This is a genomic window from Myxococcus sp. AM011, from assembly GCF_013372595.1.
In the GTDB taxonomy this organism is placed as follows: Bacteria; Myxococcota; Myxococcia; order Myxococcales; family Myxococcaceae; genus Myxococcus; species Myxococcus eversor.
The window spans coordinates 118,237-134,092 of the sequence record NZ_JABXEM010000001.1 but is presented as its reverse complement, the minus strand read 5'-3'; the positions used below and the strand labels follow the sequence as shown (position 1 = coordinate 134,092).

The following is a 15,856-nucleotide window of genomic DNA, read 5'->3' as shown; positions in this document are numbered from 1 at the left end:
CCTCGTTCGCGGCGTGCTCCTTCTCCGAGAAGTGCACAGCCGCGCTCGAGCTTTGCTACGTCAGCCAGGAATGTCCCCCTGCCGTCCCCGAAGGGGTGGATGCCGGCACCTGCGCACCCGAGACAGGTGACCGCCTTTGTCATCGACGATGCAGCATCGGGCTCCCTTGCGGAGCCGGCGAGCGCTGCGAACAGGTCGGTATCGCGGAGCGTTCGGACCATACCGAGACGATCTCCCTCTGCTTCAACTGAGAGGCTGTCCCTGTCTGGAACCCGGTCGCCACGCCACCGGAGCTTGTCCCCCATGAATCCTCCGACGTTCATCACCGAAGGTGGCTTCAACTGGTCCTCCCGGGGCTTTCACTACACACTGTCTGACTTCGAAATCACCCAGACCCCCCTGACTGTTGTATTGCGCGAGAAGTTCGAGGCGACAACCGGGCTTGATTGCTCAGCCTTCTTCAGGGCCGGCAACTTTGTTCAGGGCGAGGCCATCAACATACTGGAGAAGTTCCTGGCTTCACCGAAGGCAACCGACTTCAAGCCTGGAGCCCGATACTTTTTCGCGCATCCGGTTGCATAGGCTTTGCGTCGTTACACCGGTCAGGAAGGCTCCGCCGAGGCCTTGATGAAGTCGACGAATGCCCGGAGCGGCGTCGGCACGAGACGCCGCCCGGGGTAGTAGAGAAACGGTCCGGAGAAGGACTGCCACCAGGGTTCGAGGATGGGCTCGAGGGCGCCCCGGTCCAGATGCGGGCGCAGCCAGTCCTCGAAGAGGTACACGATGCCGCAACCGGCGATGGCCGCGTCAACGGCGAGGTCGGTCGCTCCTCCGACCCGGACTATCAACGGCCCCGATGGTTCGACCTTGACGACCTCAGCGCCCCGCTCGAACTCCCACGACGTCATCGTCCCGCTCGGGAAGCGTCCGCGCAGACAGGCATGGTCGAGCAAGTCGCGGGGATGCAACGGACGACCATGGCGCTCGAGATAGGCGGGGGAAGCAGCGGCGGCGAAGCGCTGGACACGGGGCCCGATGGGCACCGCAATCATGTCCTGCTCCAATCGGTCATCGTAGCGGATGCCGGCGTCGCACCCGGCCGCGAGCACGTCGACAAAACTCTCGTCCGTCATCACCTCCAACCGGACCTCTGGGTAGGCCGCGAGGAAGGGCGGAACGATGCGGGGCAGAACCAGCCTCGCCGCGCTGACCGGCACATTGAGACGCAACACCCCCGCCGGCCTGTCTCGAAAGCCATTCACCACGTCGAGGGCCGCCTCCACCTCCGTCAAGGCGGGGCCGAGCCGCGCGAGCAACCCCTCGCCTGCTTCCGTGAGGACGACACTGCGCGTCGTCCGGTTGAGCAGCCTGACCCCCAGTTGGGCCTCCAGACGGCGCACCGCCTCACTGAGGCCGGACGCGCTGCTTCCGCTGCTGCGCGCCCCATCGCGAAAGCCTCCGGCGCGCGCCACCGCCAGGAAGGCATTCAAATCGCTCAGGTCGACCTTCATTGTTCGCCACTCCGCACAGCCCGTGCGGATTGTACCTGATTCTCGTCAGCCCGGCGGCGGCCTACTTTGCCTCGTCTTCAAAGGAGAGCGCATGTCCAGCATCGAGCAGGTCGGAACGTTCAGCCTTGGCGCGCGCCGCGTGAAGCGGCTCGGCTATGGCGCCATGCAACTGGCGGGGCCCGGGGTGTTCGGCCCGCCGAAGAACCGGGATGCGGCCCTCGCCGTGCTGCGTGAGGCCGTCGCGAGCGGGGTCGACCACATCGACACCAGCGACTTCTATGGCCCGCACATCACCAATCAGTTGATTCGCGAAGCGCTGCACCCCTATCGCGAGGGTCTCACCATCGTCACCAAGGTCAGCGCCAGGCGGGGTGCGGATGGCTCCTGGCTCCCTGCCCTTTCACGCGAGGAGTTGACCCAGGCGGTCCACGACAACCTCCGCAATCTGGGGCTGGAGGTGCTCGATGTGGTCAACCTCCGCAGCATGTTCAGCGTGCATCACCCCGCCGAGGGCTCTCTGGAGGCACCGCTCCGCGCGCTCGCCGACCTCCAGAAGCAGGGACTGATTCGGCACATCGGGTTGAGCAATGTCACGCGCACGCAAATCGCGGAAGGCCGCGAGATCTGCGACATCGTCTGCGTGCAGAACCAATACAACCTGGCGCATCGAGAGGACGACGCACTCATCGACGAGCTCGCCCGCGATGGCATCGCCTATGTGCCGTTCTTCCCGCTCGGCGGCTTCACCCCGCTGCAGTCGTCGACGTTGTCTGACGTCGCCGCGCGCCTCGGCGCCACGCCCATGCAGGTCGCGCTCGCCTGGCTCCTTCGTCGCTCGCCCAACATCCTCTTGATTCCCGGAACCTCATCCGTCGCCCACCTTCGGGAGAACCTCGCCGCCGCCGAACTCAAGCTTCCGGACGATGCGGTCAAGGCGCTGGACACCGTGGCGAGCATCGGCTCCGCCTGATTCCACCTCCCAAGCGGAGCTGGAGAGAACCCTGTCGTGTCGACTCCGGTCAGGGCGACGTGCCCTGCCGGAACGGCGTGGACGGCATCGTCGCGGAGCCGCCGGTCAGCAGGTCAATCAGCCCGTGCGGGGCGTTGGCGTCGTCGAAGCAGAGCGCGTGGACCTTCGCGGCCTCGACGGCGGCGTCCGCGCTCCGGATGAACAGGGCGGCTTCGTACTCGGCCAGCGCGGCTTCGAAGTCGCCCCGGTGCGCGGCCAAGGCCTTGCCGAGCTCGGCGCCGTCGTACATCGCCAGGTTGGCGCCCTCCCCGTCGGGCGGGTTCAGATGCGCGGCGTCGCCGAGAAGCGTCACCCCGGGCACGCGCGCCCACCGATGTCCGGGCGGGAGCGCATGGACCATTCGGAGGACGGGGGCGGTCTCCCCGTCGGTAATCAACGCGGTGAGCTCTGGCGCCCAGCCGTCGAACTCCGCCGCGACTCGAGCCTTCGCCACCTTCGGGTCCGTGAAGTCGATGCCCGAAATCCACTCCTTCGGCCGGGTGAGCGCGACGTAGGTATGCAGGACGCCGTTCGTCTCACGGTGGGCGACAATCCCCTTGCCGGGCGCGAGCGCGTAGAGCGCCCCGCCGCCAACGACCTTCGCGCTGGCCGGGTGGCGCGCGTCGGCGTCGAGCAGGTACGTCTCGATGAACGAGGTGCCGACGTACTCGGGCTTCGCCTCGGACAGCAGCGGCCGGACCTTCGACCAGGCGCCGTCCGCACCGACCACGAGGCTCGTCGTCACGCTCGCCCCGTCCGCGAACGTCACCGTGTGCTGCCCTTCGCCGAGCGGGCGGATGGCCATGACCTTGCGCCCCCAGTGGACGGTGCCGTCGGGCAGCGAGTCGAGCAGGATGCGCCGCAGATCTCCACGATGCACCTCGGGGCGAACGCCGCCGCCGTCGTCGGGCTGGTCGAGCAGGACCGCGCCGTGCGGGTCGAGCACCCGCGAAGCCTCGCCTCCTGGATGGATGATTCGGCGGAATTCGTCGAACAGTCCGGCTGCCTTCAGCGCGAGCTGCCCGTTGTAGTCATGGATGTCGAGCATCCCGCCTTGCGTGCGCGCCTCCGCGGATGCATCGGCCTCGTAGACGGTGGCGGCGATGCCGTGGACGTGCAGGACACGAGCGAGCGTCAGCCCTCCGAGCCCAGCGCCAATGATTGCGATGGAAGTCATCGTGATTCCTTTCAAGGCGAAGCCCGCCCGGCGACGCCGTCGCGGCCCATGGAACGCCGTTCCATAACAACATTGGAACGCCGTTCCATTTCTGTCAAGATGGGGCCATGGGAACCACGAAGCGCGGCTCGGAACGACGTGAGGACGCGCTCTCACGGGAGCGAATCGTCGACGCGGCGATTGAGCTGCTCGACGAAGAGGGGGAGAGCGGGTTGACCTTCCGCTCGCTTGCCTCGCGGCTGGCGACGGGACCTGGCGCGCTCTACTGGCACATCGCGAACAAGGGCGAGCTGCTCGTCGCCGCCACCGATGCCGTCGTCGCCCGCACGATGACCCAAGTCCCCGTCGTCGCCACCCCGCACGAAGCCATCCGCGGCATCGCGGTCGGCGTGTTCGAGACGATTGATGCGCATCCGTGGGTGGGCGCGCAGCTCTCTCGCGCGCCGTGGGAGACCCCGACGCTGAGGATATTCGAGCGCATCGGACGTCAGGTCCAGGCGTTGGGGGTTTCGGGCCGCGCCCAGTTCACGTCGGCGTCGGCGCTGTTGAGCTACATCGTTGGCGTGAGCATCCAGAATGCCGCGAACGGCCGCCTGTTCGAGCCGTCCGTGGACCGCGCTGACTTTCTCGACACGATGTCGGCCCGGTGGAAGCAGCTCGACGCCCACGAGTATCCCTTCACTCGGAAGGTCGCGGCCCAACTGCCCGGACACGATGACCTCGCCGAGTTCCTCGCCGGCATCGACCTCATCCTCGCGGGCATCGCGGCATCGCGCTGACGCGTCGCCGAGCGGCGCCCGGCCGACGGTGTCGAAGCGGGCGCAATCCTTCACGCACGCAATGCCACGTCAGGAAGTGCGTAAGGGCGAGTGAATGACAGACACCCCCAGTGCGTCCTCCGTTGGAAGGGGCCACGGCGCTCTCCTTGATGGTCAAACTCCCAAGACTTGACCAACCTGTATTCCTAGATTTTCCTGAGGGGTCGTATGCGTGACCGAGTTCCCCCATCCACCCCGTCTGGCGAACCGGAACGCGTCACGGAATCGGCCCCCACGCCCTCATGTCCTCAGGAAGTGACGCTGACGGACCTTCTCGCCGGGCTGCTCTCCGAAGAGCACCGGGTCTCCGTCCTGGCGCACGTGGAAAGCTGCGCGGATTGTCGGTGGGGCCCTGGCGGCGGGGAATGGAACGGAGCTCCCACGGACGCCCTCCCAATCCCCGAGGCCGGGTGACAGGGTCTCCCGCTACGTGGTGACAGGACCCCTCGGGTCGGGAGCGATGGGCGTCGTCTACGCGGCGGATGACCCGGAGCTGGGCCGCCGGGTGGCCCTCAAGAGGCTTCGCCCCGAGGGACACCAACGAGACGACCTGCGGCAGCGGCTGCTGCGCGAAGCCCAGGCGCTCGCCCGACTCGCGCATCCCAACGTCGTCACCCTCCTTGACGTGGGTACCCATGGCGAGGCCGTCTTCCTGGCCATGGAGCTCGTGGAGGGAATCACCCTGGCGGAGTGGATGAGGGAGCCGCGTCCCTGGAGGGAGGTGCTCCGGGTCTTCCTTGAAGCCGGCAAGGGGCTGGAGAAGGCGGACGCGGTGACGGTGCAGAACGCGCCCGAGTTGACGGCCGCCCTCGAGGGACTCACCGGATGCCGCGAAACCCCCGGGCTCACCAGCCGCCCTCCGCCTCCCGACGACCTGCGCCCCCGGGTGGACGCGGCACGGCACACGCTGGCGCAGGCAAGGGCCCACAGCGTGGCTCGTCGCGCCCCCGAGTACGCGCTGCTGCGCGAAGACGCACGCCAGCTCCTCGTCGAGTCGCTCCGCAAGGCGGTGGCCGTGCTCCCCGAGCAGGAGCGGGCCCTGCTGCGCTTGCACCATTTCCATGGGTTCACGATGGACCGGCTGACGCTCATGTATGGGGGCTCGCGCTCCGGCGTCGCGCGCAGGGTCGCCGATGCCCGCGAGCTGCTTCTCGAGCGCGTCCGCATGGAGCTCGCGCCCCGGCTGAAGCAGGACCAGCTTGCCTTGGAGAGCCTCCTGGGACTGGTCAACAGCCGATTGGATATCAGCCTCCATGGAATGCTCGACTGACGCCTTCACGGCAGGTCAGTCGGTCAAGACTTCGTCATGCCACTTCGGACGCTCCCCGAGCCTTTCGGGGGGAAAGAGGAAATGGCCTGGCCCGCATCCCAAGAAATCCTTCGTCCCGCCCCCTGAGGCTCGCGCGGGCCACGGACGCGGCGATGGCCGGGTACTCGGTGGGTTCGGGAGTCGCTGGGCGCGACACCATGGCACACCACCCGTGAACCGCCGGACCTGTCGCGGAATCTGTCTGTGATTGCCCCGGGCAGAGCGACCTCCGGAGGAGTGGATCACATGTGCGGTTCCGAGCCCTGATTGCCATACCAGGGGCTTCGCGGTGCGTGACGGTGCGAGGAAGTACCCACCCCGCTGACGATATGTCTCGGACGTCGAAATACATATCGCAACACCCCAATCCTGGATGAAAGAGGTAGCGCCTGTCGGATTCATCGGGTATATCCTGATTTTGAATTTAACTCTCAAAATCACCGAATCCACGGAAAAATACAGATGGCGCGGCTCACGAAAGGGGCTGGCCGGCTCTGCATCGCGGGTTGGTTTGTCATCTTCGCCACGCTGCTCGTTACAGAGGGTGGGGAGGACGACTCCGCCATGAGGCAGGAGGCCACCACTCACTCCATGGCGAAAGGCAGAAGCCTGAGCCATGCGACGTACACCAGCGCGCACGCGTGCCCTCGGGACGGCCTCCACCGCGTCGCCTCGGGCCGGCTGTTCTTCGACGCGAGCGAGCCGGAAATCATCGCGATGTCACATCAGGGTGGCAAAGACAGTACCGTTGTCACCACCAACGAGGACGAGCAGGAATGGGCTCACCTCGCGGTCCCGCCCCACCCCCTCATCACCTGGGAGGACCTCCCACCGGTGGTGCATCCAGGACTGGAGCGGGTGGAACCTGACACAGGGGAGCCATTCCGACCTGGTTAGGGCTTCAACGCCCACGGCCCCCCATTCACCGCGCCTGCAGCGTGTCTGTCCACGCCAGGGCCGCATTGTGTCTCGAAACCGCCCCACGCCGCGGCATGTCAGGCCTCGGCCGTAGTGTGCCTGTGAGCTGAAACGCAGTCCCCGCGTGTCCACCCACGCAATGGCAGACGTGTGTCCAGACGTTGAAATCGATTCGCATTATCCAAGTCAACACAGAAGGAGCAGACATGCAGGCAGAGACTGAAGAAGGACAGCGGGTGCCGAACCTGGCACCCCACTGGCCCCGCCGCCCGTCGTCGGTGCTGGCGGGCTCTCGGGAGGGGCTGGCCGCGGTGTCCGCGGCATTGACGGGCGCGGTGGGCAGCGCGCTGGCCGTCGCGCGGTGGCCCCATGGTCCCCTCAGGGCGGGGACTCCGGCGGACATCCTGGCCGCGGCCACGGCGGCGCTGGGCGTGAAGGGCATCCCCGAGGAGGGCATCGGCACCGAGGCCGCGCTGGCCCGGGTCGGCAGGGTGCTGGTGGAGTATGGGCTCCACCTGTCGCATCCGCATGCGGTGGCACACCTCCAGCCGCCCCCGCTGGCGGTCGCCGTCGCCGCGGACGCGCTGGCCAGCGCGAGCAACGCCTCGCTGGACACGTATGACTCGGGGCCGTCGGCCATCGCCATGGAGCGCTGGCTCATCCAGGGGCTGGTGGAGCTGGCCGGGCTTGGCCATCAGGCCGACGGGGTGCTGACCCCGGGCGGTTCGATGTCCAACCTGCTGGGCCTCCTGCTGGCGCGGGACGCGGCGGCGCTGCGCCGTGGCATCGACACCCGTCGTCAGGGCGTGGGCACGCTGCGGGGGCCCGTCGTGCTGTGCTCGGAGCTGGCGCACTTCTCGGTCCACCGCGCCTGCGCGGCGCTCGGCCTGGGAGAGGACGCCGTGCGGCCCGTTCCGACCGACTCGCGCCGACGCATGAGGCCCGAGGCGCTGGCCACCCTCCTTCGGGAGCTGGGTCCGGAGCACACGCCGCTGGCCATCGTCTCCACGGCGGGGACGACGGACTTCGGCAGCATCGACCCGCTGCCGCAAATCGCCGCCATCGCCGCCGAGCACGGCATCTGGATGCACGTCGACGCGGCGTACGGCTTCGGGGCGCTCTTCTCGGAGCGGCTCGCGGGCCGGTTGGCGGGCCTGGAGCTGGCGGACTCCATCACCCTGGACCTGCACAAGCTGGGCTGGCAGCCCGCGGCGACGAGCGTGCTGCTGGTCTCCAACGCCAGTGCCTTCACCGCCCTGGAGCGCGAGGTCGCCTACCTCAACCCGGTGGACGACGCGGACGCGGGCTATGAGGGGCTGCTGGGCCGCAGTCTGCAGACCACCCGCAGGCCGGACGCGGTGAAGGTCGCCGCCACGCTGCTGGCGCACGGGCGCCGGGGCCTCGGGGAGATGGTGGATGCCTGCCACGACCTGGCCCTGCACGCCGAGAAGCGCATCGCGGCCGAGCCCGAGCTGGAGCTGGTGTCCCCCGCCGAGCTGACCACCGTCGTGTTCCGCTACCGCTGCTCCGAGGCTCCCGAGCGCGAGGATGAAATCAACGGCGAGATGCGCCGCCGGATGATGGAGACCGGGGCCGCGTTGATAGGGCGCACCTCGGTCCGGCTGGACGGGCCCGACTCACCGGAGCGGGTGTGCCTCAAGTTCACCCTGCTCAACCCCACCACGACCCCCGAGGACATCGACGCCCTCGTGGATGCCGTGCTCTCGGCCGGCCGCGCCTGCTCGCCCCGCCTCCAGAAGGGGGCCGCATGAGCGCCGCCCTTCCCCTGGACGCGGCTTCCGGAACGGACCCGCTGAACGACGCGGACCCGCGCCGCGCGGCGGAGCATGCCCACCTGGAAGCGCTGCTGCGCTGCTGGCTCGTGGAGACCCACACCCCGGTCCACCCGGGGCCGCTGCGCGTCACGCTGCCGAGCACCGGGCTCAGCCTGCGCACCGAAGTCACGCACTGCTCGCCGAGCGGGTGGCACCGCTTCGGGCCGGTGCTCCTCGAGGGCCCGGGCGGAGCACTCTCCCCCGCCGACCCTGTCCTCGCCGTGGCGCTGGTGGCCCAGGAGGCCACGCGGCGAGGCGGCGCGCGCCGTGGCGGCATTCCCTCGGGCCAGACGGCCGACCTCGTCGAGCGCACGGCCGAGTCGGTGCGCCGCGCGGCGGACTTCGTGGCCCACCGCCGCGAGCACCCGCTCTCTCCTCCCCCCGTGGATGGCTTCCTCGCGGCGGAGCAGGCGCTGATTCTCGGACACCTGCACCACCCGGCCCCCAAGAGCCGGGACGGGCTCTCCGCCACGGACAACGCGGACTTCTCCCCGGAGCTGCGGGGCTCGTTCCGACTGCACTGGTTCGCCGCGGCCCCTTCGGTGGTGTCGCACGACGCCGTCGTCGGCTCGCCCTCGCTCTCCGGGAGGGACACCGTGGCCCTGCTCGCGGACCTCTCGGAGCTGCCCCGACAGGACGGCCGGGTGCTGGTGCCGGCGCATCCCTGGCAAGCGCGGGACTTGCCGCGGCGGCCCAGAATCGCCGCGCTCATCGAGGCGGGCCTGCTGACGCCCCTGGGCGAGAGCGGGCCGCGCTGGTGGGCCACCTCCAGCGTGCGCACCGTCTACCGGCCCGACGTCTCGGTGATGCTGAAGCTGTCGATGGGCCTGCGGCTGACCAACTCCCGCCGCGAGTCCACGCGCACGGAGCTGCGCCGCGGGTTGGAAATCCACCGGCTGCTGGATGCCGGCTACGCGCGGGAGACCTTCGCCGCCCATCCCCGCTTCTCCATCGTGAGAGACCCGGCGTGGCTGGCGGTGGACGAGCCCTCCCGGGCGGAGGGTCCGGACGTCACCGGCCTGGACGTGGCGGTGCGCGAGGTGCCCGCCGGCATCGCCGACCTGCGCTGCCTCGTGGGGCTGGTGGCGCCGCGCCCGGGCCTCGGGCGCAGCCTGCTGGGGACCATGGTGGCCGCGCTCGGCGCGGGCGCCGCCGAGCAGTGGGTCGCCGACTACACGGACCGAGTGCTGGTGCCCATGCTGCACCTGTACGCGGCCACCGGCATCGGCCTGGAGGCGCACCAGCAGAACACCCTCGTCCAGCTCGATGCGAAGGGCCGCGTCACCGGCTCCGCGTTCCGCGACAACCAGGGCTACTACCTCGCGGCGTCCCACCTGCCTCGGCTGCTCGGGCTGCTCGGCGTGGACACGTCGACGCTGGCGGTGGTCGACGACGACATCGTCGACGAGCGGCTCTCCTACTACCTGCTGCGCAACCAGGCCCTCGCGGTCATCGGGTGCCTGGGAGTCGATGGACTGGGAGACGAGCGTCGGCTGCTCGCGGTGATGGCCGGGCGCCTGCGGGAGGCGCTGCCGTCGCTGGCTTCGGCGGGGCCTCGTGGAGACCGGCTGGCCCGCCGGTGGCTGGAGGCCGACACCCTGCCCTGCAAGAGCAACCTGCTCACACGGCTGCACGGCATCGACGAGGTGCTCGCGCCACTGGACGCGCAGTCCGTCTACCTCGACGCGCCCAATCCCCTGCGCGAGGTGACGCGATGATGACCGCGCCACGACAAGACGCCGCGGACGCCCACGTGCCGGCACCTCCGGTGGCACGAGTCACCGAGCCCTGGTCGCTCCGGCCCGCCAGCGTCACCGAGGACCTGGAGCGGGTGACGCGGTGGATGCACGCCCCGCATGTGGCCGCGTTCTGGAAGCAGGCCTGGCCCGAGGAGCGCTGGCGGGCCGAGTTGGAGCGCCAGCTCGCCGCGGACCACTCGCTGCCGTGCATGCTCCATTTCGAGGGCGCCCCGGTGGCATACCTCGAGGTGTACCGGGTGGTGAGGGACAGGCTGGCGGGACACTACGCCCAGCGGCCTCACGACCTGGGTGTCCACGTCGCCATCGGCGAGCTCGGAAGCACCGGGCGCGGCCTGGGCCGGGCGCTGCTGCGCGAGGTGGCCACGGGGCTGCTCGCCGCGGACCCACGCTGCACCCGGGTGGTGGCCGAGCCCGATGCACGCAACGCCCCGTCGCTGCGCGCCTTCACCGCCGCCGGCTTCCAGGTCATCGGCCCCATCACCCTGCCTGACAAGACGGCCACGCTGCTCGTCTACCCCCGCTCCGAGGAAGACCTCCCATGAATGCCGTGACTTCCGATGCTCTCCCCCTGCACTCCGAGCACGACGTGGTCGCGGTCGGCTGCGGGCCGTTCAACCTCGGGCTCGCCGCGCTCGCCTCCTCCGTGGAGGGACTGGACCTGGTCGTGCTCGAGTCCCGGCCGGAGCTGCGCTGGCACCCGGGACTGATGTTCGACGAGGCCCTGCTCCAGCTGAGCTTCCTCGCCGACCTGGTGACGCTCGTCGACCCCACCCACCCGCTGTCCTTCCTCGCGTACCTGCGCGAGATGGACCGGCTCTATCCGTTCTACATCCGCGAGCGCTTCCACCCGACGCGCCGCGAGTACGAGGACTACCTGCGCTGGGCCGCCTCGAAGCTTCCCTCGGTGCGCTTCTCGCACCAGGTGGAGGCGATTGACTGGGACGCGGAGCGCCAGCGCTTCACCGTGAAGGTGCTGCGCGGGGACGGCCGCCGGTTGTCCATGACGGCGCGCGATGTCGTCATCGGCATCGGCACCGAGCCGTCGGTGCCCGGGGCGCTCTCCGCGCTGCCCTCCGACAAGCTCATCCACACCGGCCACTACCTGCACCGGCAGCCGGACGTGGATGCCGCGCGTCACGTGACGGTGGTCGGCTCCGGGCAGTCGGGGGCCGAAGTCGCCCTGCACCTGCTGCAGCGCAACCTCGCCGGCGGGGCCGCGATGAGCTGGCTGACGCGGACGGTGTCCTTCGCGCCGCTGGACTACACCAAACTGACGCTGGAGATGACCACGCCGGCCTACGTCCGGTACTTCCACGCGCTGCCCCAGTCGACGAAGGACCGGCTCGTCGCCGAGCAATGGCGGCACTACAAGGGCGTCTCCTCGGAGACGCTGGAGCAGATTCACGACCTGCTGTACCGGCGGGAGCTGGAGCGGGGGCTGGCCGACGTGGAGCTGCGCAGCGGCGTCGCGGTGGAGCACGCCTCGGTGAACGGCTCGGGCGACGTGGTGCTGCGCTGCCGGCACCTGGACACGAAGGAGACGTTCGAGCACACGACGTCGCTGGTGGTCGCGGCCACCGGGTACAAGCAGCGTTCGCCAGGCTTCCTGCGGCCCATGGACGGGCTGCTGCGCTGGGACGCGCAGGGCCGCTACCAGGTGCGGCTGGACTACTCGGTGGAGCTGGCACCCGAGGTGCGCGGACGCATCTTCGTCACCCACGCCGACCTGCACAGCCACGGCGTCGCCGCGCCCGACCTGGGCGTGTCCGCGTACCGCAACGCCACCATCCTCAACGCCGTCGCGGGACGCGAGGTGTTCACCCTGCCCCGGCGCACGGCCTTCTCCCGCTTCGGGCTCCCCGAGGCCACCGCGCGTCCCAGGCCCCACCCGCCGGAGCCGCGCCGGGTCGACCTGCCGGTGGTGCCCGACGACGTGGCGCCGCCCCGTGCCACGCGCGTCTCGGAGGCCTCATGAGCGCGGAGGCTCCCGCTGTTCCCGGTGACGTGCCGGAGGTCGACACGCCGGCGCGCATCGCCGCGCGGCGCGCGGCCGGATGGACCTTCGCGCTGGTGAGCGCGGGCGGAGTGGTGATGACGCTGGACGTGACGGTGGTCAACGTCGCGCTGGCGGCCATCGCCAGGGACCTGGGGGCCGGGCTGCACCAGGTGCAGTGGACGGTCTCCGCCTACTCGCTCGCGTTCGGCGCCCTGCTGCTCACCGCGGGCGCGCTGTCCGACCGCATCGGCCGGCGGAGCGTCTTCGTCGCGGGCATCACGCTCTTCACCCTCGCCTCGGCGCTGTGCGGCCTCGCGCCCGACGCCGGCACGCTGGTCGCCGCCCGGGTCGCCCAGGGACTCGGCGGCTCCATGGTGTTCGCTCCCGCGCTCGCCCTCATCGCCGCCGTGTATGAGGGCGCCGACCGACGACGGGCCATCGCGACCTATGCGGCCATCGCCTCCGCCGCGGGCGCGCTCGGACCGGTGGTGGGCGGCGTGCTCGTCGAGTTGGTCGGCTGGCGGTGGATATTCCTCATCAACGTGCCCATCGGCGTGGCCGTCGTCGTGGGCGCACTGACCCGGATGCCCGCCCTCAGGCCGCAGGACACCCAGCGCAAGCTGGACCCGCTGGGAGCTCTTCTCGCCATCGGCATGCTGCTGTCACTTCATTACCCCCTCGTGATGGGGCCAGACGTCGGCTGGACTTCGCCCCGCGTACTCATCCCGGCGTGCGTGGGAGTCGTCCTCCTCGTGGCCCTCATCGCGAGCCAGCGCCGGCCCGGCGCCATGCTGGACCTGGAACTGCTGCGCATTCCCGCGCTCTCGGGAGCCGCGGTGCTCGGGTTCCTGGCGCGCATGTCCAGCCTGGGCGTGCTCGTCTTCACCACCCTGTGGCTGCAGCGCGCGGCCGGAGGCTCTCCCCTCCAGGTGGGGCTGCGGCTGCTCCCGCTGACGGGCAGCCTGCTCGTCGTCGGCATGTTCATGGCGCGACTGCAGGCGCGCTTCTCCGCCGCCCCGCTCGTCTCCAGCGGCTTCGCCCTCCAGGGCGCGGGGCTGGGACTGCTGGCCCTGGGCGCGGCCGTGCCCCAGGCGCAGTGGGCCCTGAGCTTCGCTGGATTGGTGCTGATGGGAGCGGGCGGCGCCGTCCTCTTCCCACCGCTGATGGGCGTGGCGGTCGGCGTGGTCCCCGCGGACCGCGCGGGGATGGCCTCGGGGCTGACCAATGCCTGCTATCCCCTGGGAACGGCCACGGGGGTGGCGCTCTTCGGTGCCGTGTTCTCCTCGCGGCTCGGCGCCACCCTCTCGGCCGGTCCGCTCCCGGCCGAGGCAGCCCTGCACACCCGCACCGCCGTGGAGACCGGGCAGTTCGACGCCGTCGAGCCCGCCCTCGTACCGCTCGCCCACGCGGCCTTCGCCAACGCCTACCTCGCGGTGTGTCTCGCCGCGGCGGGCGTGTGTCTGGGGGGCGCCGTGCTCGCCCTCCGCGTCCTTTCCCACCCGGCGTCCCGGGCTCTGCGCCCGGCCGTCCGTGAGCCGTCCCTTTCCTTGAAGGAGTCCCCGTGAAATCCCACAACGAAGCCCTGGACCTCAAAACCTCCGTGACGCGTCTTCCCACCGCCGCGAGCCCCGCTCCCGACGAGCGCGGCGACCACCCGGTGCCAGCCCTCGCCGAAGTGGGCCCCGCCGCCTGGCGCGAGGCCAACCGTCGGCTCCTGGCCAAGGCCCTGGGCGAGTTCTGTTTCGAGGAGATGCTCAAGCCCGTCCAGGCCGGCGAGGGACGCTACCGGGTCGACCTGGGGAGCGGGACCTCCTATGTGTTCTCCGCGCGGCCAGGCGCCTTCGGGTGGCTGAAGGTGGACCCCGCGTCCATCACCCGCAGCGCCACCAGCATGCTCGGCAACAGCATCGCCGAGGCGGCCTGGGACGCGTTGCAGTTCCTGACGGACTCAGCCTCCACCCTGGGCACGGACCCGTCCACGCTGGCCACGTACTTCAACGAGCTGTCCTCCACGCTGGCGGTGGATGCCGCGCGCATCACCCACGGGGGCCACACCGCCGCGGAGCTGCGCGCCGTGGGCCACACGGAGCTGGAGTGCCACATGACGGGGCACAACTGGCTGGTGGCGAACAAGGGCCGGGTGAACTTCACCGCGTCCGACGTGCGCCGCTACGCCCCGGAGTCTCGCCAGCCGGTGCGGCTCTTGTGGGTGGCCGTGCACCGCGGGCTGGCGGAGTTCCGCGGGACGTCTGAGCTGTCCGAGCACGCGGTGCTCGCGCGCGAGCTGGACGAGGCGACGCGGAGCCGCTTCACCCGCGTGCTCACCTCCGCGGGGCTCTCCCCGGAGGCCTTCGTGTGGATGCCCGTGCACCCGTGGCAGTGGGAGCAGGCCGTGCAGGTGCTGCACGCCGCGGACGTGGCGCAGCGGCGAATCGTGCCGCTGGGAGACAGCCCCGACCTGTACCTGCCGGGCCAGTCCATCCGGACCATGGCCAACATCACCACGCCCGGCCGTTACGACGTGAAGCTGCCGCTGAGAATCGTCAACACGCTCATCTGGCGGGGGATTCCACCGCACTGCACCCTCGGAGCGCCCGTCGTCACCCAGTGGCTCAAGTGCCTCCTGGAAGGCGACGCCTTCCTCGCGGAGACGTGCCGCACGGTGTTCCTCGGAGAGGTCGCCTCGGTGACGGTGCGGCACCCGTACCTCTCCAAGGTGGCGGACGTGCCGTACCAGCACCTGGAGACCCTGGGTTGCATCTGGCGCGAGCCGGTGGCCGCGCGGCAGGCCCCGGAGGAGCGGGTGCGCACGTTCGCCTCGCTGCTGCACGTGGACGGCCAGGGCACGGCGTTCGTCGCGGAGCTGGTGCGCGCGTCGGGCCTTGGCGCGGAGGCGTGGCTGCAGCACCTGTTCGACACGCTGCTCATCCCGTTGATGCACGTGCTCTATCGCTACGGCATCACCTTCAACCCGCACGGGCAGAACACGCTGCTGGGCTTCGACCAGAACGATGTTCCCCACCGGCTGTACCTGAAGGACTTCGTCGACGATGTCTGCGTGTCCTTCACCGATGTCCCCGAGCGGGGCCCCGAGCCCGACGGGCATGACCACGTGCTGCCGCGCAAGCACCCGTCGGTCATCCGCCAGCACGTGGTGGACCAGGTCTTCGTGGGGCACTTCCGTTACCTCGCGCCGCTGTGCGAGGAACAGCTCGGCATGCCCGAGCAGGCGTTCTGGCGACAGGTCCGGAGGACCATCCTGGGCTTCCACCAGCGCTTCCCCGAGCTGCGCGAGCGCTTCGCCGAGTACGACCTGCTGGTCCCCGAGATTCCGCGCTACGCGCTCAACCGGGACCGCCTCGTCGTCACCCGCTACACCGACCGGGCCCTGCGCCACGCGCTGTATCCGAACGGGACGCTGCCCAACCCGCTCGCGCACGACTGACGCGTGCCTCCCCTCTCCCCCGCGCCTTCCGTGGGCGGGGGAGAGGGTGCCTGTCGAACAGGTGGCGCGAGCCCTGCT

General features: G+C 70.1%; 14 protein-coding genes. 12 read left to right on the top strand and 2 right to left on the bottom strand.

Annotated elements, in window-relative coordinates:
- Nucleotides 1-303: 303 nt before the first annotated feature.
- Nucleotides 304-582, top strand: a complete 279-nt coding sequence (locus tag HUW62_RS00380; protein WP_176433212.1) for a hypothetical protein — start codon at nt 304-306, stop codon at nt 580-582.
- A gap of 20 nt (nt 583-602) precedes the next feature.
- On the opposite strand, the gene HUW62_RS00375 is transcribed toward HUW62_RS00380, so the two are convergent.
- Entirely contained in the window at nt 603-1,511 is a 909-nt protein-coding gene (locus HUW62_RS00375) for a LysR family transcriptional regulator (protein ID WP_163866640.1), read from the bottom strand.
- A 91-nt stretch (nt 1,512-1,602) separates the two neighbouring features.
- Here HUW62_RS00375 and HUW62_RS00370 point away from each other — a divergent pair, with 91 nt between their 5' ends.
- Complete coding sequence (locus HUW62_RS00370; RefSeq protein ID WP_163866639.1) at nt 1,603-2,481, top strand: aldo/keto reductase family oxidoreductase; 879 nt, start codon at nt 1,603-1,605, stop codon at nt 2,479-2,481.
- Between the two features lie 49 nt (nt 2,482-2,530).
- On the opposite strand, the gene HUW62_RS00365 is transcribed toward HUW62_RS00370, so the two are convergent.
- Nucleotides 2,531-3,697, bottom strand: coding sequence for an NAD(P)/FAD-dependent oxidoreductase (locus HUW62_RS00365; protein ID WP_176433211.1), 1,167 nt, complete (start codon nt 3,695-3,697; stop codon nt 2,531-2,533).
- 107 nt (nt 3,698-3,804) lie between these two features.
- On the opposite strand from HUW62_RS00365, the gene HUW62_RS00360 reads away from it, so the two are divergent.
- The 10 genes from HUW62_RS00360 (at nt 3,805) to HUW62_RS00315 (ending at nt 15,778) form a co-directional block, all read left to right on the top strand.
- The gene (locus tag HUW62_RS00360) at nt 3,805-4,476 is read left to right on the top strand and encodes a TetR/AcrR family transcriptional regulator (RefSeq protein WP_176433210.1); all 672 of its coding nucleotides are present in this window, start codon (nt 3,805-3,807) and stop codon (nt 4,474-4,476) included.
- 207 nt (nt 4,477-4,683) lie between these two features.
- Nucleotides 4,684-4,929 carry a zf-HC2 domain-containing protein gene (locus tag HUW62_RS48365; protein ID WP_255203133.1) on the top strand — a complete coding sequence of 82 codons (246 nt, stop codon included), beginning with the start codon at nt 4,684-4,686 and terminating at the stop codon, nt 4,927-4,929.
- A 46-nt stretch (nt 4,930-4,975) separates the two neighbouring features.
- Complete coding sequence (locus HUW62_RS48360; protein WP_255203132.1) at nt 4,976-5,785, top strand: protein kinase; 810 nt, start codon at nt 4,976-4,978, stop codon at nt 5,783-5,785.
- 630 nt (nt 5,786-6,415) lie between these two features.
- Nucleotides 6,416-6,721, top strand: a complete 306-nt coding sequence (locus tag HUW62_RS00345; protein WP_176433209.1) for a hypothetical protein — start codon at nt 6,416-6,418, stop codon at nt 6,719-6,721.
- Between the two features lie 227 nt (nt 6,722-6,948).
- Nucleotides 6,949-8,514 carry a pyridoxal-dependent decarboxylase gene (locus HUW62_RS00340; RefSeq protein WP_176433208.1) on the top strand — a complete coding sequence of 522 codons (1,566 nt, stop codon included), beginning with the start codon at nt 6,949-6,951 and terminating at the stop codon, nt 8,512-8,514.
- Nucleotides 8,511-10,295: an IucA/IucC family siderophore biosynthesis protein gene (locus HUW62_RS00335; protein WP_176433207.1), complete on the top strand. Its 1,785-nt coding sequence runs from the start codon at nt 8,511-8,513 to the stop codon at nt 10,293-10,295. The genes HUW62_RS00340 and HUW62_RS00335 overlap by 4 nt, the downstream gene beginning before the upstream one ends.
- Nucleotides 10,292-10,879, top strand: coding sequence for a GNAT family N-acetyltransferase (locus tag HUW62_RS00330; protein WP_255203131.1), 588 nt, complete (start codon nt 10,292-10,294; stop codon nt 10,877-10,879). Before HUW62_RS00335 ends, HUW62_RS00330 begins: the two co-directional genes overlap by 4 nt.
- Nucleotides 10,876-12,312 (top strand): lysine N(6)-hydroxylase/L-ornithine N(5)-oxygenase family protein, encoded by a 1,437-nt coding sequence (locus HUW62_RS00325; protein WP_176433206.1) that lies wholly within the window; start codon nt 10,876-10,878, stop codon nt 12,310-12,312. The genes HUW62_RS00330 and HUW62_RS00325 overlap by 4 nt, the downstream gene beginning before the upstream one ends.
- A complete protein-coding gene (locus HUW62_RS00320; protein WP_163866633.1) occupies nt 12,309-13,898 on the top strand; it encodes an MFS transporter in 1,590 nt (529 codons plus the stop codon). The genes HUW62_RS00325 and HUW62_RS00320 overlap by 4 nt, the downstream gene beginning before the upstream one ends.
- Nucleotides 13,895-15,778, top strand: a complete 1,884-nt coding sequence (locus tag HUW62_RS00315) for an IucA/IucC family siderophore biosynthesis protein (protein WP_163866632.1) — start codon at nt 13,895-13,897, stop codon at nt 15,776-15,778. Before HUW62_RS00320 ends, HUW62_RS00315 begins: the two co-directional genes overlap by 4 nt.
- Nucleotides 15,779-15,856: the final 78 nt, after the last annotated feature.

What these genes read in the sequence shown, in the direction of transcription:
- HUW62_RS00325 (WP_176433206.1), top strand. Translation starts at nt 10,876, where the DNA reads ATGAATGCCGTGACTTCCGATGCTCTCCCCCTGCACTCCGAGCACGAC.
- HUW62_RS00365 (WP_176433211.1), bottom strand. Translation starts at nt 3,697, where the DNA reads ATGACTTCCATCGCAATCATTGGCGCTGGGCTCGGAGGGCTGACGCTC.
- HUW62_RS00335 (WP_176433207.1), top strand. Translation starts at nt 8,511, where the DNA reads ATGAGCGCCGCCCTTCCCCTGGACGCGGCTTCCGGAACGGACCCGCTG.
- HUW62_RS00380 (WP_176433212.1), top strand. Translation starts at nt 304, where the DNA reads ATGAATCCTCCGACGTTCATCACCGAAGGTGGCTTCAACTGGTCCTCC.
- HUW62_RS00370 (WP_163866639.1), top strand. Translation starts at nt 1,603, where the DNA reads ATGTCCAGCATCGAGCAGGTCGGAACGTTCAGCCTTGGCGCGCGCCGC.
- HUW62_RS00375 (WP_163866640.1), bottom strand. Translation starts at nt 1,511, where the DNA reads ATGAAGGTCGACCTGAGCGATTTGAATGCCTTCCTGGCGGTGGCGCGC.
- HUW62_RS48365 (WP_255203133.1), top strand. Translation starts at nt 4,684, where the DNA reads ATGCGTGACCGAGTTCCCCCATCCACCCCGTCTGGCGAACCGGAACGC.
- HUW62_RS48360 (WP_255203132.1), top strand. Translation starts at nt 4,976, where the DNA reads ATGGGCGTCGTCTACGCGGCGGATGACCCGGAGCTGGGCCGCCGGGTG.
- HUW62_RS00320 (WP_163866633.1), top strand. Translation starts at nt 12,309, where the DNA reads ATGAGCGCGGAGGCTCCCGCTGTTCCCGGTGACGTGCCGGAGGTCGAC.
- HUW62_RS00345 (WP_176433209.1), top strand. Translation starts at nt 6,416, where the DNA reads ATGGCGAAAGGCAGAAGCCTGAGCCATGCGACGTACACCAGCGCGCAC.
- HUW62_RS00330 (WP_255203131.1), top strand. Translation starts at nt 10,292, where the DNA reads ATGATGACCGCGCCACGACAAGACGCCGCGGACGCCCACGTGCCGGCA.
- HUW62_RS00340 (WP_176433208.1), top strand. Translation starts at nt 6,949, where the DNA reads ATGCAGGCAGAGACTGAAGAAGGACAGCGGGTGCCGAACCTGGCACCC.
- HUW62_RS00360 (WP_176433210.1), top strand. Translation starts at nt 3,805, where the DNA reads ATGGGAACCACGAAGCGCGGCTCGGAACGACGTGAGGACGCGCTCTCA.